The 19,801-nt window shown below is 57.9% G+C and carries 16 protein-coding genes; 6 read left to right on the top strand and 10 right to left on the bottom strand.

Features of this window, described 5'->3' with window-relative positions; genetic code table 11:
* Position 1 precedes the first annotated feature (1 nt).
* The gene (locus tag NCR40_RS07955) at positions 2-1,354 is read left to right on the top strand and encodes an MFS transporter (protein ID WP_250494968.1); all 1,353 of its coding nucleotides are present in this window, start codon (positions 2-4) and stop codon (positions 1,352-1,354) included.
* A 142-nt stretch (positions 1,355-1,496) separates the two neighbouring features.
* On the opposite strand, the gene NCR40_RS07950 is transcribed toward NCR40_RS07955, so the two are convergent.
* The 4 genes from NCR40_RS07950 to NCR40_RS07935 all read right to left on the bottom strand — a co-directional run bounded on the left by NCR40_RS07950 (position 1,497) and on the right by NCR40_RS07935 (position 6,567).
* Positions 1,497-2,567 (bottom strand): SDR family oxidoreductase, encoded by a 1,071-nt coding sequence (locus tag NCR40_RS07950; protein ID WP_250509154.1) that lies wholly within the window; start codon positions 2,565-2,567, stop codon positions 1,497-1,499.
* 177 nt (positions 2,568-2,744) lie between these two features.
* Positions 2,745-3,887, bottom strand: coding sequence for a substrate-binding domain-containing protein (locus tag NCR40_RS07945; protein WP_250494969.1), 1,143 nt, complete (start codon positions 3,885-3,887; stop codon positions 2,745-2,747).
* Between the two features lie 98 nt (positions 3,888-3,985).
* Positions 3,986-4,984 carry an ABC transporter permease gene (locus NCR40_RS07940; RefSeq protein WP_244831717.1) on the bottom strand — a complete coding sequence of 333 codons (999 nt, stop codon included), beginning with the start codon at positions 4,982-4,984 and terminating at the stop codon, positions 3,986-3,988.
* On the bottom strand, positions 4,981-6,567 hold the full coding sequence (locus NCR40_RS07935) for a sugar ABC transporter ATP-binding protein (RefSeq protein WP_250509153.1): 1,587 nt from the start codon (positions 6,565-6,567) through the stop codon (positions 4,981-4,983). The genes NCR40_RS07940 and NCR40_RS07935 overlap by 4 nt, the downstream gene beginning before the upstream one ends.
* Before the next feature lie 329 nt (positions 6,568-6,896).
* On the opposite strand from NCR40_RS07935, the gene NCR40_RS07930 reads away from it, so the two are divergent.
* On the top strand, positions 6,897-7,298 hold the full coding sequence (locus tag NCR40_RS07930; RefSeq protein WP_250509152.1) for a DUF6632 domain-containing protein: 402 nt from the start codon (positions 6,897-6,899) through the stop codon (positions 7,296-7,298).
* A 70-nt stretch (positions 7,299-7,368) separates the two neighbouring features.
* On the opposite strand, the gene NCR40_RS07925 is transcribed toward NCR40_RS07930, so the two are convergent.
* On the bottom strand, positions 7,369-7,590 hold the full coding sequence (locus NCR40_RS07925; RefSeq protein ID WP_244831714.1) for a YjzC family protein: 222 nt from the start codon (positions 7,588-7,590) through the stop codon (positions 7,369-7,371).
* Positions 7,591-8,018: 428 nt separating this feature from the next.
* Between NCR40_RS07925 and NCR40_RS07920 the strand changes: the two genes are divergently transcribed.
* Positions 8,019-9,143 (top strand): sensor histidine kinase, encoded by a 1,125-nt coding sequence (locus tag NCR40_RS07920; RefSeq protein ID WP_250509151.1) that lies wholly within the window; start codon positions 8,019-8,021, stop codon positions 9,141-9,143.
* Between the two features lie 18 nt (positions 9,144-9,161).
* On the opposite strand, the gene NCR40_RS07915 is transcribed toward NCR40_RS07920, so the two are convergent.
* The 5 genes from NCR40_RS07915 to NCR40_RS07895 form a co-directional block, all read right to left on the bottom strand.
* Complete coding sequence (locus tag NCR40_RS07915) at positions 9,162-9,755, bottom strand: pyridoxamine 5'-phosphate oxidase family protein (RefSeq protein WP_250509150.1); 594 nt, start codon at positions 9,753-9,755, stop codon at positions 9,162-9,164.
* A 43-nt stretch (positions 9,756-9,798) separates the two neighbouring features.
* Complete coding sequence (locus NCR40_RS07910) at positions 9,799-10,137, bottom strand: hypothetical protein (protein WP_244831711.1); 339 nt, start codon at positions 10,135-10,137, stop codon at positions 9,799-9,801.
* An 80-nt stretch (positions 10,138-10,217) separates the two neighbouring features.
* Entirely contained in the window at positions 10,218-10,589 is a 372-nt protein-coding gene (locus NCR40_RS07905) for a response regulator (protein WP_244831710.1), read from the bottom strand.
* Between the two features lie 803 nt (positions 10,590-11,392).
* The gene (locus NCR40_RS07900; RefSeq protein ID WP_250509149.1) at positions 11,393-11,863 is read right to left on the bottom strand and encodes a hypothetical protein; all 471 of its coding nucleotides are present in this window, start codon (positions 11,861-11,863) and stop codon (positions 11,393-11,395) included.
* Complete coding sequence (locus NCR40_RS07895; RefSeq protein WP_250509148.1) at positions 11,860-13,029, bottom strand: endonuclease/exonuclease/phosphatase family protein; 1,170 nt, start codon at positions 13,027-13,029, stop codon at positions 11,860-11,862. Before NCR40_RS07895 ends, NCR40_RS07900 begins: the two co-directional genes overlap by 4 nt.
* 347 nt (positions 13,030-13,376) lie before the next feature.
* Here NCR40_RS07895 and NCR40_RS07890 point away from each other — a divergent pair, with 347 nt between their 5' ends.
* From NCR40_RS07890 to NCR40_RS07880, 3 genes are read left to right on the top strand one after another with little or no spacing between them, the layout of a single operon-like run.
* Positions 13,377-14,915, top strand: coding sequence for a type I restriction-modification system subunit M (locus NCR40_RS07890; RefSeq protein WP_250509147.1), 1,539 nt, complete (start codon positions 13,377-13,379; stop codon positions 14,913-14,915).
* On the top strand, positions 14,912-16,105 hold the full coding sequence (locus NCR40_RS31450; protein ID WP_350029293.1) for a restriction endonuclease subunit S: 1,194 nt from the start codon (positions 14,912-14,914) through the stop codon (positions 16,103-16,105). The genes NCR40_RS07890 and NCR40_RS31450 overlap by 4 nt, the downstream gene beginning before the upstream one ends.
* A 14-nt stretch (positions 16,106-16,119) precedes the next feature.
* On the top strand, positions 16,120-19,524 hold the full coding sequence (locus tag NCR40_RS07880) for a DEAD/DEAH box helicase family protein (protein ID WP_250509146.1): 3,405 nt from the start codon (positions 16,120-16,122) through the stop codon (positions 19,522-19,524).
* The last annotated feature ends 277 nt before the right edge of the window (positions 19,525-19,801 follow it).

The following is a 19,801-nucleotide window of genomic DNA, read 5'->3' as shown; positions in this document are numbered from 1 at the left end:
CATGAACCACGGCTTGGTCAAAGACAGTATCGATGCGCTGCATCGCGTGGCGACGAAGAAGGCGATGCTGAAGCTGATCCCGCTCATGTGCGCGATCTACTTCATGTCCTTTCTCGATCGCACGAACGTCGCGCTTGCAAAGGCGCAGCTTGCCGCCGATGTCGGCATCAGCGCGGCGGCATATGGGCTCGGCTCCGGCATCTTCTTCATCGGCTATGCGTTGCTGGAAGTGCCGAGCAATCTCGCGGCGCATCGCGTGGGTCCACGGCGATGGATCGCGCGTATCGCGGTGAGCTGGGGCATTCTTTCCACCGCGATGATGTTCGTGCAAGGCGAATGGTCGTTCTATGCGCTGCGCGTGCTCTTGGGCATCGCCGAGGCCGGGCTCTTTCCGGCGCTCATGTACATGGTGACGTTGTGGTTCGCGCCCGCCGACCGGCCTATCGCGGTCGGCTGGATTTACACGGCGCCCGCGCTTGCACTCGTTCTTGGCAATCCGCTCGGCGGCGCGTTGATGCAACTGGGCGGCATGGGCGGTCTGCACGGCTGGCAATGGATGTTCATGATCGAAGGCATCCCGAGCGTGCTGGCGGGCGTGCTGCTCTACTTCAAGCTGCCGGAGCGTCCGCGCGATGCCCGCTGGCTTTCGACCGATGAAGCGCAAGTGCTGGAAGCACGCGCCGTCATCGATACGCACGGTCATTCCGAACTCACTTCGGAAGACTGGCTCGCCGCGATCAAGCGGCCGACGACCGTGCTCATCGGCCTCATCTATTTCTTGAATCAGGTGGCGTTCGTCGGGCTTTACTTCTTCACGCCTGCAATGATTCAGCAGATGCATGTGAAGACGCCGTTTATCGTCGGCTTGTTGTCGAGCAGCGTGGGTATCGGCTTTCTGCTGGGCGTGTTGATCTTGCCGCGCATTCATCGGCGCTACGGCAACGACTGCGTGTATCTCGGCATTCTGACGGCGGGACTCGTCGCGGCCGGATGCGTGTTCGTCGCGACATCTGTTCCCGCGGCGCGCATGGTGTTGCTCGCGGTCACGGCGTTCTTCGCGGGCGGCGTGTTGCCTTCGTACTGGGCTATCGCAATGAAGCGACTGCAAGGCATTCAGGCGGCGGCGGGGCTTGCTTTCATCAACACCGTCGGGTTGATCGGCGGTTTCGTCGGGCCGTATTTGTTCGGTATGACCGAGACCATCACGGGCCGCAGCGATTCGGGTTTCATGGTGATTCTCGGGGCGTCCGTGCTTGGACTGGCGCTCATTCCGGTGTTCGCAAGAGCGATTCGACGCGAAGATGTGAGTGCATCGCGTGTGACCGAAGGCGGTGCGGCGAGCGCGCATTCGTAAGCGGTCGAGCAGTTGCGGCGTGATTCTTCGCGAACGCATGGAATGCACGATTGCCGCGTTTGCGGGAAGCGCTGGCGTCGCCAGCGGCGGCAACATCACAGGGCAGGCCATCAGTCTCGATGGCCTGCCCCATGTACGAACCTTAGCCAGGAATAACCTTCGCCGCCTTCAGCTTCTCGAACAACTCAAAGAATGAATCAGGCGTGCTTTGATAGTCGAGAAATCCGGCTTTGCGGCTCTTGGTCATATCGGTGAGCACTTCCATTGGCCGGCCAAGGTCGGCGTCGGTATGCCACCACGAAGCCAGCTTCTCCACGTTCGCTTCAATAAGACCGAAGCGCGCCGCGATCTCGGCCCACAAACGCGGCGCGTCCTGCATGCGCGATTCGAGCGGACGCGTTTCGCCATCGAACGGCGCGGCCTCGATGTCGAAGTATTCCGCGAGCTGCGACCACATCCAGTTCCAGCGGAAGACATCGCCATTGACCACGTTGAAGTCTTCGTTACGCGCATTGGGCGAAGTCGATGCCCATTCGAGATGACGCGCCAGAAGGCGTGCATCGGTCATGTCCGTGAGACTGTTCCATTGCGCGGGTGAACCGGGGAACACGAACGGTGCGCCGGTTTCCTTGCAAAGCGTCGCGTACACGGCAAGCGTGACGCCCATGTTCATGGCGTTGCCGAGCGCAAAGCCGATGATCGTATGCGGCCGATGCACGCTCCAGCCGAAGCCATATTTCTTCGCGGCTTCAAAGACCTTATCTTCCTGCTCGTAATAGAAGTTGTCGACGTCCTGCCGCCCTTGTTCCTCGCGAAACGGCGTGAGCGGCACCTTGCCTTTACCATATGCTTCGAACGGGCCGAGATAGTGCTTGAGGCCGGTCACGAGCGCGGCATGTTCGAGCTTGCCGGTGGGTCCAAGCGCATCGAGTACATGTCGCACCATGGCGCCATTCACGCGGATGTTTTCTTTCTCGGTGGCTTGCCGCGCCCATGCCGTGAAAAACACGTGGCTGAAGTGCTGCCCGTTGAGTGCTTCGCTGACCGACTCCGCTGAAGTCAGGTCGGCGGTCACGGATTCGACGCCTTCGCGCAGGGCCGAGCGGCCGCGCGAAAGACCGGTTACGTGCCAGTCGTCGAGCGTTAGAAGATGTTCCGCGAGATTGCCGCCGACAATACCCGTCGCGCCGATGATAAGTGCTCGTTTTTGCATGGAGATGTGCCTGTGATGAGGATCGATGCGAATCTTGGTGTCGCTCGATTGTAGGCGGGATCGTGCAAACGCGTACTTTGCATACGGCGGTGCTTCATCGGACGAGCCTCACGCAAAAAGAGCGAAGCCCGCAAAGGCTTCGCTCTCGCAGTACCGCGCTGGCTGTCGGTCAGAAGATCAACCGCAAGCGGGCGCCGCCTTCTTGCAGGCATCGGCCAATTGCGGCGGCGGGTCTTTCTTGAACACAGTCTTGTAAGACTCGAGCACATTCGACTGCACGACCGGCAGCGACTGCACGCCAATCCACGCGGGCGGTGTCTGGCCGATCAGCGCCTTCATCATCGCCATGGCTTCGGCTGCGCCCTGATCGTACGGACGTTGCGAGCCCGTCGCCTTGAGCGGACCGCCCTTGGCGATCTCGATTGCCGATTCGAGCCCCAGGTCCACCGTCGTCACAGGCGTGTTGATGCCCTGCGCGCGCATCGACGTAAGCGTGTCCAGCGCGGGCTGATCCCACACGGCGAACACGCCCTTGACGTCCGGATTCGCCGTGAGAAAGTCGCCCGCAATCTGCCCGACTTTTGACGGATCGGTGAACGCGACCTGCTTGATCTTGATGTCCGCGCGATTCTTCTTCAGCCAGTCGTTGACGGCTTTGGTCCGCTCCGTCGTGCTGAAGTAATCGACGCCGAAGTTCACGAGACCGACCGTGCCGCCTTTCGGCACGCACGACGCAAGCACCTTCGCCGCGATCTGGCCGTTGCCTTCGCTATCGGCCGAGACCATGGCCGCGTACTGCTCGGGATGCTTGAGGCCGGTTGGCACGTTGTCCATGAACACGAGCTTGATGCCCGCCTGCGAGACCTTTTTGTAGGTCGCGGCCGTTGCCGTGCCATCCACGGGAATGGAGATGATGCCGTCCGGATGGCGCTGTATCGTGTTCTCGATATCGGCGATCTGCTTGTCGACCTGATACTCGGCCGATGCCGTGCCGATCACTTCCACGCCGTACTTCTTGAGCGTATCCGTAATGCCTTGCACTTGAAGTTGCGACCAGTCGAGGTTCATCGTCTGCATCGAAATGCCGACCTTGAACTTGCCGGCCTTGACCTTGGCGGCTTCGGCATCGGTCAGCTTGACGGCATCGACGGCTGCCGCCTTCTCGCCATTCGGTCCCTGGCCGACGATGCCCGTCGGCCCGATCGACGCCACATTCAGCTTCTCGCACGATTGCGCGAATGCCTGCACACAGCACAGAGCCATGGCAGTCGCCGCCGCGACACTCGCCAGCTTTACACCTGATCCACGACGATAGTTCATGTCTTGCCTCCATTGGTCGCGTTGTACTTCGTCTCCTGCTTTTTTGACTTGCCTTTCGTGGTCTCTCACGCAATGTCGATCTGCGCGGGAAACCAAAACTACTTGCGCGTGAACGCGACTGCCGCGACGATGATCACGCCCTTGATGACGAGTTGCAGCGACGAACTCACGCCGAGCAGCACGAGCCCGTTATTCAGCGTGCCGATGATGAGACTGCCAAGCAGCGTGCCTAGAATGAAGCCGCGTCCGCCGAAGAGACTGCACCCGCCGAGCGTGACGGATGCGATCACGTCGAGTTCCATGCCCTGCACGACGTCCGGGCGCGCCGCATGCGAACGCGCGGACAAGACGAGCGCGGCGAGGCCGGCAAGCGCGCCCGTCAGCACGAATGCGAGCGTCGTCACGCGGCGAATGTTGATGCCCGAGTAGAGCGCGGCCGTGGGATTGCCGCCGGCTGCATAGATTTGCCGGCCGAACACGCTGTAATGCAGAAGCAGAATGCCGCCGATCACGGCAAGCAAGGTCCAGATGATCGGCACCGGCACGCCTGCAATGTCGCCTTCGCCGAAGATCGCAATGAAATGATCGTTCGTGATGATCTCGGGCCGCGTCGTCGTGACCATCAATGCAAGTCCGCGCGCCGCGCTCAAGCTGCCGAGCGTCACGAGAAACGAGGGAATGTTCAAACGCGTCGTGACGAGACCGTTGATCGCGCCGACGATCGCGCCCGTGCCAATGCCCGCGATCGCGCCGATGACCCAGCTATCGCCGATATGCGACATCGCGAGCGCGGCGGCCATGCCGGACAGCGCGAGCGACGATCCCACCGACAAGTCGATCTGCCGCGCGATGATCACGAATGTCATGCCGATAGCGATGATCGACACGAGCGCCGTCTGGCGGCCGATGTTGAGGAAGTTGTCGATGGAGAGAAACCACGGCGACGCGAAGCTGAACACCACCAGCAGAATCGCGAACGCAAAGTACAGCATGTAGGGGCGGTCGCCCTGCAGCAGAAGCTGCGCAATGCGCCGTGCGCGCGAATGACGCTGAGCGCTTTGTTGTTCGGCGGGCATCGGCGAAACAGACTCGTTCATGTTGCAAGCTCTTCGGTAGGGCGGGCCAGTTGTATGAGATGGTGCAGTTCTTCCGCGTGACGAATCTCGGCGCGCTCGACAGTACGTGTAATCGCGCCATTGGCGACGATGGAAATACGGTCGCAGAGCCGCAGCAGTTCGTCCAGATCCGACGACACCACCACGACGCCCGTGCCTGCGCGCGCCGCGTCCTGTACCACGCCGTAGATTTCCTCGCGCGCGCCGACATCGACGCCGACCGTGGGTTCATCGAGCAACAACAACTTCGGGCGCGGATGATTCCACTTCGCGAATACGACCTTCTGCTGGTTGCCGCCCGAGAGAAACTTCACGTGTGTCGATGCATCGGGCGCTTTCACGGAAAGCTGCTTCATCGCGACGCGTGCTTGTTGCGCGGCGGCTTTCGCGCGCAGCCATCCGCCGCTCGAAAACTGCGGCAGGCGCGGCAAGGTCAGATTGCGTTCGATCGAATGATCGAGCACGAGCCCTTGCACATGACGGTCTTCAGGCACGAGCGCGACGCCGCGCCGGATTGCATCGGAGGGATTGCGCGCGCCGAGCGGTTCGCCGTCGAGATCGAGGCTGCCCGACTCCACGGGCAGCAGACCGAAGATGGTTTGCAGAATTTCCGTGCGGCCGCTGCCGATCAGTCCGGCAATTCCATGCACTTCGCCCTTGCTCACGGACAAGTCGACGGCGCAAAGATGCGCGTTGCTTACCTTCGACAGCTTCAGCACGGGCGCATCGGCAGCGCGATCGGCCATCGCGACTTTGGTTTGCGCCGCCGCACCCGCCGAGGTTTCCTGTCGCGCCTGCATGGCCGCATGACGCGGGCCGACGATAGCCGCGACGAGCTGCTTCATGTCGGTTTCGGCGGTGGCGAAACTTCCGGCGTTTGCACCATCGCGGAACACGGTCACGCGCTGCGAGATGCGAAAGACCTCGTTCAGCCGATGCGTCACGTAGATCACGCCGACGCCGCGCGCCGTCACGGTGCGAATAGCGTCGAAGAGAATCCGTTCTTCGCCGCCTGTCAACGCGGACGTGGGTTCGTCGAGAATCAGCACGCGCACGTCGCCCATCAGCGCCTTGCAAATCTCCGTCATCTGGCGATAGGCGAACGGCAAGGAATCCACGGGCACGCGCGGATCGAGCGGAATATTGTGTTCGCGCAAAAAGGTGCTGACCTGCGCCATGAGTTCACGTTGCCGGACGAAGCCGAGACGCGTGCGCGGTTCGCGCCCGAGCATGAGGTTGGCGCCGACGGACAACGATTCGACCAGACTCAAGTCCTGATACACGACGGCAACGCCTGCCTCGCGCGACTTTGCGGGCGATTCGAATGCGACCCGGCTGCCCGCGATTTCGATCGATCCTTCGTCGTAGGCGTGGACGCCGCTCAATATCTTGATGAGCGTGGACTTGCCCGCGCCGTTTTCGCCGAGCAGCGCGTGCACCTCGCCCGGCAGAACTTCGAGATCGACGCCGCGCAGCGCCTGCACGCCACCGAACCTTTTGGTGACGCCGGTTACACGGATCAACGGAACTGGCGGCGATGAAGCGGCCGCGACCGGCTGACTCATCCTGATGTCTCCTTCGTCGAATAGACGAATTCTTATGTTTTCGCAGTCGGGCCGCGTGTTGTGTTGTGATCTTCGCATCATGTAAATGGTGCGTCAATAACAGATAGCCCTAGTTTTCGTGTTCTGAACGGGAGAATCGCAACAATATCGACCGGTTTTGTGATGATCTTATCGTTCCGGGGACGGCGTTCTGTGACGGAGCGCTACGAGTAATTGTCCGTCAGGCGCGCAGACGCTCGACTACGTTGCCGATGCGAAGGAGCCGCCGAATAGGGAGCGGTGCGCGGGAGTATCGTGTGCGGCAAGCACGCCTTCTTTGGGAGCGCACGATGAACGACGCCCGACGACTCGCCGCCTTGCGCATCGCGCTGATTGCCGTGGGTTTAATCGCCATCTTCGCGTTATGGCCGCTCATGATCCTGTGGCCTTCCGGATGGAGTTGGCAAAGCGGCCATTCGGACTACCCGCTGATGATCGTCGGCATCTACGCGACGCTCGGCGTATTTCTACTGATGGCATCGCGCAACCCGACGAAGCATCTGAGCCTGATCTGGTTCACGGTATGGTCGAGCGTCGTGCACGGCGCAATCATGGCTGTGCAGTCGTTCGGCGCCGAGATGGACGGCACGCGCCATGTCGGTCATTTGCTCGGCGATGTGCCTGCGCTATTTATTGTTGCGGCCGTGCTGGCTTTCCTTATGCCGCGCGAAAACAAGGCACGAGCGCTTTAATCCGCCGATGCAGTGTTCGCGGTGCGTCCCGAGTCTGTAGGACGTACCGCGACCAATACCTTATACGCGCTCAGGCTTGCGCTTGAGTTTCCTTCAACGCTTCATGCTTGTGCGAATGCGTCGCTCCGTATTTCAACTCGAAGTGCGCGCCTTTTCCGTTTCGCGTGGGCGGAAAATGTTCGCCTTCGACGCAGGTGACTTCAAAGGTATCTTTCCCGTCCTCATAGACCACTGAGTAAATGCCCGATACTTTGACGATTTCACCGGGCTTGTACGAACTGTCGCCTGCCATTTAGCTTCTCCTTTTGGAACCACATACGGACCGACGAAAGAGCAATCGGCGTTCCGAGCGGCGTCATGCCGGTCGGTAAACGGCGCAGGGAGCCGAGTTGGTGTGAACGCGAGCGGGCGTTATTCGCTCGCTTCTCGTCGTGCGTCAGCCGAAATCGCCGATTATCAGTCGTTGCCTGCGGGAGGTCGCCAAACTGTTATTTATGGGCACGGGAGCACGGCACGGGAATAGCGATTGCGCTAGTCCAGCGGTGAAACCGTCGCCCACGACAAGAGAACGACGATACGGTTCGAACGACAACGCGACATTAGTTTGACCAACGAAGTTTCAAAGCGGGCGATCAAGGTCTGATCGATCCTTGTCGATGCAGGCGAGATCGTCTCCCTGAAGGACGCTTCCTGGCTTTGGACTTCATCAGGAGCAGGGCCATGATGCACGAGTTTCTCAAGAATAATCGAAGCATCTTGCTTGAACGTTGCCGCATCATGACTTTCAAGCGGAACGCTGAATCTCCGGCGATGGCGGATATAAAGATCGTCCTTCCGGAACTGCTTACGCAAATTACCGAACTTCTGCGCCAGCACCGCACCGCCGAAACTCAGAATTCGACAACGGGGCTTCCCGAACGGGGTAGATCGAACGATACCCCGATAGGCAGAACCGCACGCGAGGCAGGCAGGGTGCTATTCGGAACGGGACTCAAGATCGAAGACATCGTAGTAGGTTACGGCGATCTATGCCAGGCGATTACCGAACTGGCCGTAGAACGGGATGCGCCTTTCACGGTACAGGAGTTTCGAATACTCAATCTGTGCATCGATACGGCGGTTGCCAATGCCGTGATGGCTTATTCAGCCGCGCGAGACAACGCGCGCACGAATAGCGGCGCTCAGACGCAGACCGATGAGAACAGAATGCTCGCGCACGAGATGCGCAATCTGATCCACACTACGCTGCTTGCATTCACCGCTTTACAAAGAGGAAATCTCAGCGCGAAAGGAGCCACCGGACTACTTGCTGAGCGTAGTCTTTTGCGACTCGGCAAGCTGACTGATCGAATGCTTCGCGACTCCGCAGACCCGGCGACCGTACGTTATGACGACGTTATCTTCAGTCTTGCTCCATTAATCCTCGAAATCGAGGGAGCGGCGCGAGTGGACGCGACAGCCCGTGGAAAAAGCTTTTCCGTTACTCCGGTCGACGCGCTCATCAAGGTTCGTGGAGATCGCGACCTGTTGTATGAGGCGATAATCAACCTCTTACAGAATGCGTTCAAGTTCACCAAGGAGAAAAGCGCGGTCGCGTTGAGAATCTACGTGAATCACGACGTCTTTATTGAAATCCACGATCAGTGCGGAGGACTTCCTTGTAAGAACGGCGAGTCGATGTTCGATCCTTTCGTGCAATTCAACGCAGATCGCAGTGGACTGGGCTTAGGACTGACTATTGTGAGGCGCAACGTAGAAACTTTGAGGGGAACCGTGGAAGTGAAGGACATTCCTGGCCACGGTTGCGTCTTCATTATTCGCTTGCCGCTCGTTTCACACGCATGAAGTCGAGGTTGGCAGCATTCATGGCGCGATCCAATGACCGTGCCACTCGTTGCGTTCGAGCCAGAAGTTTGCGCGCCGGTGCATTTCGCCCGAGACGTCGAGGAAATCGATCTTACTGACGATGACGTCGATGAGGCAGAAGTGTTCGAAGCCATCCGTCTGAGTGTGCGCTGTTGTGTCGTCGGGCTTCGGGCGCGCATCGGGCGGACTGTCCACTAGTGTTCCCGGAGGCAACGGCGCACGATAAAGCGCGAGCGATCCGGGGCGGCTCGCATTCCACACGGCGAGTCTTTCGTCATCGTCGATGACTTGTTGCGCGCGCCCTTCGAGTCGAATCTGGATGCCGGCACGCCAGTCGCCGACAAGCGCGGAGACGTTCGGCTCCTGTTCGATCTCAGCGACCTTTTCCGATCTCGCGTCCGTGTGAAAGCTCACAAGCGTGCGGTCCTGGATGGCACGCCGCATTACGACCGTGCGCAGCTTCGGCGCGCCATCGAGCCCGATGGTCGCGAACTGCATCAACGTGTAGGCGGAACGCTCGCGGCCGGGATTGGCGCCTGAAATCAGATGGCTCCACGTCTGCGCCAGGATTGCATCCAAAGCGTTGCTCAACTGACGCCTCCGTTGCTTGATGCAGTTGAAGTGGCAGCGGCGATTAGTCAGCCTTGAAGACGATGGCGGCTGTGTCGTCGATCTGCGTGAAGCTGCGCACGAAGCGATACGACTGCTCGTCGATCTCGATTCGATTTGCACCTGACGAGGTCAGTTCCAGCATTTCATCGGCGAGCGATTTTGGAATCGAGCCTACTTGTTTCAGCTCTTCCTTGGGCCCGGATGGGTCGCCGAGATAGACCGTGCAAACGTCGGCGGTATGCCGAATAAGGACGACGCTTGTCGCCTTGTCGAGCGCGCGTTCCAGATAATCGGCGAGTGGGCGTAACGATTCGAGTTTGTGATCGGAACGGTCGTCAGCGAATCCATTGATGTCTGGCACTGCGGCCTCCCTGATTTGATCGTCTGCACCGTGGTTTCGATACGTCGAAGCGCACGATGGTGCAAGCGACGGAGTTTCGATTAGCGAACCGGCTCTTCGGCTTTTTTTCCCGATAGCAACGATTCGATGGCGGCGACGGATAGCGGTTTGGACAAGTGGCCATCGAAGCACGACATATCGAAATGTTCGTGAATGTCGTCGTGTGCGGTCAGCGAGAAGATGCGCCGGGAGGCATATTTCTCGGATGCGCGGAGTCGCATGCACAGAGCGTGGCCATTGATATCGGGAAGCCCGATATCGAGAAGAATGAGTTCGAACGCGCCTTCGCCTGCGGCCGCTTTCAGCGCCTCGGTGCCGGTGTAGGCGCGAGTGACCGCATGACCCATGGACCCCGCGATTTCGGCGAGCATGTCGGTGGTATCGGTGTAATCGTCCACTACGAGAACTTTCATTTGAAGTGCTCCCAACAGTGAGGACCGAGGTGCGGGGTTTTGATGTTGAGGTTGCAGTCTACTCTAGGTTGCTGGGTTGGATGGGGCGGTGAGGTTTTCTGAGTCTTGATTGGTGATTGGGAAGTTGGGCGCGAGATTGGTTGCATCTGCGGCTAGTCCGATCCAACTGCAGACGGGATTGGAAACAATTCGGGCTTCGTTAGGAATGCGTCTCTAAACTTAGGGCAATAAGAATCTGATTCGTGCCAGACGTACACGCGGAGCCTAAAGCGGAATTGCGGTTCTTGATGCCGCTAACAGTCGCTCAGTGGAAAGTTGCGAGAGTTGGAGCGATTTCTTCGACTTAGAAGGGGTTGTTTGGAAGACGCTGTGCCGGGGCGTCTCTTCGGCATTTGCGAATGTTCAGCGTTTAGCCCCCGACCGGCCGCTGCAGGTCGCTTCGCCGTCTTTGGCGACGCGACGCACTTGAATGTCGGCTTCCGCGAACTGCGAATGAGTTTTCGCGACCCATTGCTGACCGACGGCGCGCCGAAAGGTCAACGATTCATTGCGAAGCGTAGCGGCCGGTCGCGCGTCGCGAGCGCTGGGGTGATTACGCCATACGACCGCATCAGGGTCATGGTCGAACGGGATTAATGGCCGAAGATGACCGCATAGAGCACTTACGTGAGATCTATTTAGCGTCGGACCGTCATCGACCCGTCTCGGTCGACAAGGCCCACTTCAAAAATCCACAGCTATTGAAGCCGTTCATGTCGATCTAGGCGGTAGACAGAGCTAACACGAACGTCCATAGGACAACACTATTGAGATTCCTTTAACGGATTATTCAGAAGGCGCCGTATCTGCTCACCGATCGACGCGTTTGCCAACATTTCCGCCAGCGCTTCAGCAAGAGCGGTCCGATCGTGGCAGTTGGCATCTGTTTTGTCATAAGTCAACCGGCAGGGGTAACCTTCTTGCGGTCGATACCACTTAGCGAGCCGTACCCAGTTGTCGTTAGTCGCTCGTGGGTTCCTCGCCGCGATCCAGGGCTCGGTTTCTGCCGGCTCCAATCTTTCCAAAAAGTCCATGCCAATCCCACCGAGCAAATTGGCCACAGTTTTCTTTTTGGGCTTTTCGAAGTTTTGCCTCTCAATTTCGAGCTTACCTTCCGTTGCAGCGCTTAGTTGCTCGTTGATCTCTTTGAAAACGTCGTTGATCTCGGCACGGGCGGCCGCAGCTTGCGCTGCGGCGTCTTGGCCGCGCTTAAATGCATCGGCGAAATCTGTCACGATTCGCTCCTCAGTTCGATGGTCCCCAGCACGGGGAAGTGATCAAAAATTTCGCGTCGGGTCATCACTTTAGTGCGTAGTTCACTGGGCGCGACGATACCGCATAACTCCTCATTCAAGCGCAAAGAGGAATCTTGCAGAAACGCCGAAGAAAAGATGTTTTGGTCGAATGTGAACCATTGCGAATGATCGCCACCGTAATAGAAATGTGTTCCACAAATACCCTCTACCCCATTCGAACGATCATGATCGTGGGACTCTCCGAGCTTCCGCCAAAACGGGTTATATAGGAACCGACTGTTCCGGCGGACTAGGGAGCGGTCGCGCGTTGCAAGCATATGATTTGCCAACGATGGCGAAAACAGATCATCGTTGTAGTCGCCGGCTAGGATGATATAAGCATGGGGCGCTTCTTCATGTATTCGTTCCACAAATCGTCGGAGCGAAGACCCAAGCTCCGGTCTGGCTGGCGCGCAATCCCATACATTGCGCCGGCCGGGCCAGTGCGATACAACGACAACAATCTGATCGCCCGTCTTTGTGACTCGGAGCTCAACGACCTCCCCCGTCTTCAGTGCTTTATTGCCGAACCTGTCCGTCAACGAATGAGTGGATTCGACTGAGAGTTTGCTGGAATCGTAAATGACTGCAGTGTCGTATATCAGGCGTCCGGAACGATCGGTTGCATCATGAACGCGAAGATTCAGGTCGCCAAGGCCGTCAATGATCGCCCGCAGGTCAGAGCTACGAACTTCACCTAACGCCAAGATGTCGAAGCCGATCTCTTGGCGGATGTCCCGCAACTGCTCGACTACAAATCCCACGTTTTGCTTGCTAGCGGGTGGCTTCGCGATTGGGGGCGACAAACTTGTGTTCCACCAAACGAACACGAGCGACCCCACGGTTGACCATGGCATTTCGTTCCCGTTGAATAAATTATTTTGGCGATTTGCCGCATGCGGCGTCGCGCCGGCCATTGTAGCCAATGCGCTAACAGCGTGTTTGTACTCGAAGCCTCGAGGTCTGATGCTGCGGCTGGTTGCGGGATACAGCCGACATATGAACGTCCGACCGACAATGAGCGTGAATGATGCTTCATGGCCGAGAGCGCCAGTTAGATCTGAGTTTGACATCGGCAACCCCGCGACCGATACGCCGAAGTTCATCGATCGGCTCAAACGAGAAGCTACGGCCAAGAGCGGCCCTTCCTCGAGCGTAATTCTTAACCTCTTGATTGTCTCGTGCGAATCGAAAGGAGTCGTTCGTCGTAGACGCCGTGAGCCCATTGGCGCGGCCGCTCCTTACATAAGTGCGCTGTCGCTACCGACGCGTTAGGAAGCACTGACATGCCTCATTCGACGGTTGAATCAATAGATGTCAGGGCCGAGAGCCGAAGTCAATGGCCGATCGTCCTCTTCCGCGAAGCGGCCAACCGTTTCGAGTAAAATTCAGCGAAATCCGGCCACTGGCGTTTCCCCTTCCGATGCCATTTAACTCGTAAAAGCAAATATCGATGCTCACTGGCGCACTACGCAATCAAGTCGACTCCATCTGGAATGCCTTTTGGTCGGGCGGAATTTCAAATCCGCTCGAAGTCATGGAGCAAATTACCTACTTGCTGTTCCTGCGTCGTCTGGATGATATCCATACGCTGGAAGAGCGAAAAGCCACCGTCACGAAGAAGCCGATGGCGCGGCGCATCTTCCCCGAGGGCGCTGACTCCGGTGGACAGCCCTACGAAGACATGCGCTGGTCGCGCTTCAAGCACTTTGCCGCGCCGGACATGTTCACGCTGATCGACAAGCACGTGTTCCCGTTCCTGCGCACGATGAATGCGGACGGCTCGACCTACGCGCATCACATGCGCGACGCGCGGTTCACCATTCCGACGCCGGGTTTGCTGGCCAAGGTCGTGGATATGCTCGACCACGTGCCGATGGAAGACCGCGATACGAAGGGCGATCTCTACGAATACATGCTCGGCAAAATCGCAAGCGCCGGGCAGAACGGACAGTTCCGCACGCCGAGGCACATCATCCAGTTGATGGTCGAACTCACGGCACCGGCGCCGGCGGACGTGATCTGCGATCCGGCCAGCGGCACATGTGGGTTTCTGGTGGCAGCGGGCGAATATCTGCGTGAGAAGCATCCTGCACTGTTCCGCGATGCCGCTGAGCGCGAACACTTCCACCACGGCATGTTCCACGGCTACGACTTCGATAACACGATGCTGCGAATCGGCAGCATGAACATGGCGCTGCATGGTGTCGACAATCCGGACGTGCGTTACAAGGATTCGCTCGCGCAAGGGCACGCGGAGGACGATGAGAAGTACTCGCTGATTCTTGCCAATCCGCCGTTTGCGGGTTCACTGGATTATGAGAATACCGCCAAGGACCTGTTGAGCATCGTCAAGACGAAGAAGACGGAACTGCTGTTTCTCGCGCTGTTCCTGCGACTATTGAAGCCGGGCGGACGTGCGGCGGTCATTGTGCCGGACGGTGTGCTGTTCGGGTCGAGCAAGGCACACAAGGAATTGCGGCGGATGATCGTCGAAGATCAGAAGCTCGATGCGATCGTTTCATTGCCCTCGGGCGTGTTCAAGCCTTATGCGGGTGTGTCCACGGCGATTCTGCTTTTCACGAAGACGAATTCGGGTGGCACGGATCACGTGTGGTTCTATGACATGGAGGCCGATGGGCGCAGTCTCGATGACAAGCGTCAGCCTTTGTTGAGCGAGAACAAGCTTGGTGTCGCGCCTGCGACTGCCTTGACGGAAGCGGAGCACGAGAAGAACAACTTGCCGGATGTGCTCGCGCGGTGGAACCTGCGCGATGGCACGGAGCGTGAGCGGGCGCGTACGGAGCAAAGCTTCTGCGTGCCGAAAGCGGATATCGCGGCGCAGGGTTATGACCTGTCGATCAATCGATATAAGGAAGTAGTGCATGAGGCGGTCGAGCATTTGCCGCCGCTGGAGATTCTTGCGAAGCTGAATGCGCTGGAAGCGGAGATTCAGGCAGGGATGAAGGAGCTTGAGGGGATGTTAAAGTGAATAAGTGGAAGAGCGTTCTTCTATCCGAGTGCTGTGAAATTGTGTCTGGTGCAACGCCTAACACCACGGTGACTGCGTATTGGGACGGCGACATATGCTGGGCCACGCCAAAGGATTTAAGTGGTCTCGACAGTCACTTTATCTCAAACACACCAAGGAAGCTTACCGTTGAAGGACTGACAAGCTGCGCGGCCACAGTTCTACCTGCGAATTCGGTCTTATTCAGCTCCAGGGCTCCCATCGGACACGTCGCTATCAATAGTGTTCCAATGGCTACGAATCAAGGATTCAAAAGCTTCGTTCCGCGGAACGACGTGATTGATTCGAAGTTCTTGTTTCACTGGTTAAGAGCGAACCGCGAGTTCTTGGAAAGTCTCGGAAATGGAGCAACATTCAAGGAGCTTTCAAAAGCGACAGTGGCCCGAATTTCTATCAGCATTCCATCGGTCGCAGCACAACGCCGCATCGCCGCGATTCTCGATAAAGCCGACGCGCTACGCGCTAAGCGGCGCGAGAGTTTTGAGCGTTTGGATATCCTCGGACAGGCCATCTACGAGCAAATGTTTTCTCAGGGAGATTGCAAGCTTGCGTCAATCTCTGAATTGCTAGCCGAAGGCGCCCTTGTCATGCATAAAGACGGTAATCACGGAAGTAACTATCCGAGAGTTGATGATTTCGGCGTATCCGGTACCCCGTTCTTGTCAGCGAAATCGATACGAGATGATGGAACCATTGATGAATCACTGATTGAACGCCTCAGGCAAGACAAGGCAGACCGACTTAAAATTGGGTGGATTGACGCCGGTGATGTGCTTTTGGCTCATAACGCCTCCGTCGGAAAGGTCGCTTTATATAACGGTACGTTTGGGAAAGCTCTTATCGGTACGTCACTCACCGCTTTTCGTCCAAACCAAGCCGTGCTGACGTCGCACTTCTTATCCTTCTCGTTGACGTCTGCGCTGTTCCAGAAACAGTTGAAGCAGAATATGGCGCAAACCACCAGGAATCAGGTTCCGATCACAGTGCAGAGAGAACTTACCATTCGGGTTCCACCTATTAAAAAGCAGCTCGAATTTAGCAGGCTTGCGGAAATCATCGCGGAGCAGAAGAGGAAACAAAATCAATCAATGGCAGCCCTTTTCTTGTTATTCCGTTCCCTCCAACACCGCGCCTTCACCGGCAGCCTATAAAAACGGATAAAAAAATGACCAACTTCGCCTTCCTCTCCCCCGAATGGTCCATGCTCTTCGACGCGGCGAGCAGGGCGGAGGCGTCCGCGAACACCGATCCGCGCGTGTCCTGCTTCTACGCCCGACGCACGCTGGAAATCGCGGTCGCTTGGCTCTACACGCACGACAAGGCGTTCAAGCTTCCGTACCAGGACAACCTCAGCGCACTGATCCACGAACCGACGTTCCGCCAAAACGTCGGCGAGGCGCTTTTCACCAAAGCGCGCTTCATCAAGGAACTGGGCAATCACGCCGTCCACGGCGTGAAGAAAATCGCGGTCACCGATGCGCAAAATGCCACGCGCGAACTCTTCCACCTCTGCTATTGGCTCTCCCGCACCTACAGCCGCACGACTCGCCCCGATCCCGGCCTCACGTTCTCGCTTTACCTGATTCCGAAGCCCGTCACCGTCGCGCCGCCTGCGAAGACGCTCGAACAAATCCAGCGCCTCAACGACGAACTGACTGCAAAGGACAAACGCCTTTCCGATCTGCTCGCCGACAAAACAGCGCTCGACGAAGAGCTCCAGAAACTGCGCGAGGAAGTTGCGGCCGCGAAAAAGGCCAACAGCGCACAGCCGGACACCCACGACTATTCGGAAGCCGATACGCGTCGCGCTTTCATCGACTTGATGCTCAGGGAAGCGGGCTGGACGCTCAACCCGGCGAAGGACCACGAAGTCAAAGTCACCGGCATGCCGAACAACGAAGGCATCGGCTATGTCGACTACGTGCTCTGGGCCGACGACGGCAAGCCGCTGGCGTTGATCGAGGCCAAGCGCACGACCAAGAGCCCACTAGAAGGCGAGCAACAGGCCAAGCTCTACGCTGACTGCCTCGAAAAGCAATATGGACAGCGCCCGGTCATTTTCTTATCGAACGGCTACCAAAACTGGATCTGGGATGACCAGTCCTATCCGCGTCGCGCACTGCAAGGCTTCTACAAGAGGTCGGAACTCGAACTCGTCATCCAGCGACGCACGAGCCGCAGAAAGCTGGCGGAAGCGGTCATCAATGCGAAGATCGTCGAGCGCTTCTACCAGACGCGCGCCATTCGTCGTGTCGGAGAAACGTTCGAAATCGACAACCAGCGCAAGGCCTTGCTCGTGATGGCGACTGGCACGGGCAAAACGCGCACGGTCATCGCGCTCGCCGATGTGCTGATGCGTTGCAACTGGGCCAAGCGCATTTTGTTCCTCGCGGATCGTGTGGCGCTCGTCAATCAAGCCGTCGGCGCGTTCAAGACCCATCTGCCCGATTCGTCGCCAGTGAATCTGGTGACGGACAAGTACACCGAGGGCCGTGTGTTCGTGTCGACGTATCCGACGATGATGGGACTCATCGACGAAGCCCACAACGACGTGCGGCGCTTCGGCGTCGGACATTTCGATCTTGTCGTCATCGACGAAGCGCATCGCTCCGTGTATCGGAAATATCGCGCGATCTTTGATTATTTCGACTCGATGCTCGTCGGTCTGACGGCTACGCCCAAGGATGAAGTCGATAAAGACACGTACAGCCTATTCGACCTCGAAAAAGGTGTCCCCACTGACGCTTACGGTCTCGACGAAGCGGTCGCTAATTCGCATCTTGTGCCGCCCGTGCCGATTTCTGTCCCGCTCAAGTTCCAGCGCGAAGGCATTCGTTACGACGATCTTTCCGAAGAGGAGAAAGAGGAATGGGATGCCGTCGAATGGAACGAAGACGGCACGATGCCGACCGAAGTCGATACGGAAGCCATGAACAAGTGGCTCTTCAACACCGATACAGTCGACAAGGCGCTCGAAGTGCTCATGACGAAAGGGCAGAAAGTTGCAGGCGGCGATCTGCTCGGCAAGACCATCATCTTCGCGAAGAACAACGATCACGCCGAGTTCATCGCAAGGCGCTTCGACGTCAACTATCCGCAGTACAAAGGACACTTTGCGCGGATGGTGACGTACAAGACCACGTACGTGCAGACGATCATCGACGACTTCTCGAAGCCGGAGAGGATGCCGCATATCGCGGTTTCGGTCGATATGCTCGATACCGGCATCGACGTGCCGGAGATCGTCAATCTTGTCTTCTTCAAGGCGGTGCGCTCGAAGACGAAATTTTGGCAAATGGTCGGACGCGGCACGCGCCTCCGTCCCGATCTGTTCGGTCCAGGTCAGGACAAGAAAGAATTCTTTATCTTCGATTTCTGCCAGAACCTGGAATTCTTCGGTGCGAGTCAGGACTTCGCCGAAGGCTCGACTACCGAACCGCTCGGGACGCGCCTTTTCAAGGCGCGGCTGGAAATGATCGGCGCGCTCGACGAACGCGCGCAAGGCGAAATGAACGAGCCTGAGCAGCCACCTTATGGCGGCCATCTCTCCGAAGGACAGTTGCGCACAGAGACGGCAGCGCTGCTGCATTCGCAGGTTGCGGCGATGAACGTCGATAACTTCGTGGTTCGGCCGCAGCGCCAGTTCGTCGACAAATTCGGTCAGGCTGATGCCTGGAAGTCGCTCTCGCAGGAAGATTTCCACGAATTGTCCGAGCGTGTGGCTGACTTGCCGAGCACGCTCATCGACAGTGACGAGGAGGCCAAGCGCTTCGATATGCTGGTTTTGCGCGCGCAGCTCACCATTCTGCAGGCTGGAACGGGGTTTGCCGGACTTCGCGAGAAGATTCAGGGAATCGCCAGTGAACTCGAGGAACAGATCGCCATTCCCGCGATCAAGGCGCAGATCGCTCTTATCAGCGCAGTCGCAAGTGACGAATGGTGGGAAGATGTCACCGTACCGATGCTGGAAACCGCGCGTCGTCGGCTGCGCGCCCTCATCAAGCTTATTCCGAAGGTTAAGAAAAAGATCGTTTATACGGACTTCGAGGACGAACTCGGCGACATGACCGAAGTCACGCTGCCACAGGTTACGGCGGGCCTCAATATGGCCAAGTTCAAAGAAAAGGCCAGAGCGTTTCTGCGGGCGCACGAGAATCATCTGGCTTTGCAGCGACTTCGTCGTAACCAGCCGCTGACAGCAGCCGACCTCGAAGAGTTCGAGAAGATGCTGGTCGAAGCAGGGGGTTCGCCGGAACTCATCAAGTCCGCGACCGAACAGAGCGAGGGCTTGGGCATCTTCATCCGGTCGCTGGTGGGTCTGGAACGCGAAGCCGCGATGCAGGCGTTCAGCGAGTTCATCAGCGGAACGACCGCGACCCCGGATCAGATCGAGTTCATCAACCTCATCGTCGAGGAACTGATGCAGAACGGCGTTATGGATGCATCTCGTCTATATGAAACTCCTTTCGTGGATATGTGTCCTGCCGGGCCCGAGGCAATTTTTCTCGCCGATCAGGTCGATCAGTTGGTCACAGTGCTGGATTTGATCCGAGCTAGGGCCGCTGCTTAGACACTGTGTCTAGGTGCAACCCTGTTCACCCCGACGGTGCAGGTGCCTTGGAAAATTGAATCAACGACTGCTCAAGGCTTAGAAAGGGACGCCGCGGAGAGCGCGACTCGAAAGACCGCAACGGGTCGTAAGTGTGAGTTCGCCGATGGGGGCTGTTGCGAGGGACCTATCCGTAATTCTGTGGGCGAGGCATATTATGAGAGGTAAAAGTCATGGATATGCCGATGAAGAAGAAACGCACCGTCGCTTCTCAGGCAGCGGCCCGAGGGCCGCTGCC

Origin of the sequence: Caballeronia sp. GACF4, assembly GCF_023631025.1 — a bacterium.
Taxonomy (GTDB): domain Bacteria; phylum Pseudomonadota; class Gammaproteobacteria; order Burkholderiales; family Burkholderiaceae; genus Caballeronia.
This window is presented reverse-complemented; position numbering and strand designations above follow the sequence as displayed.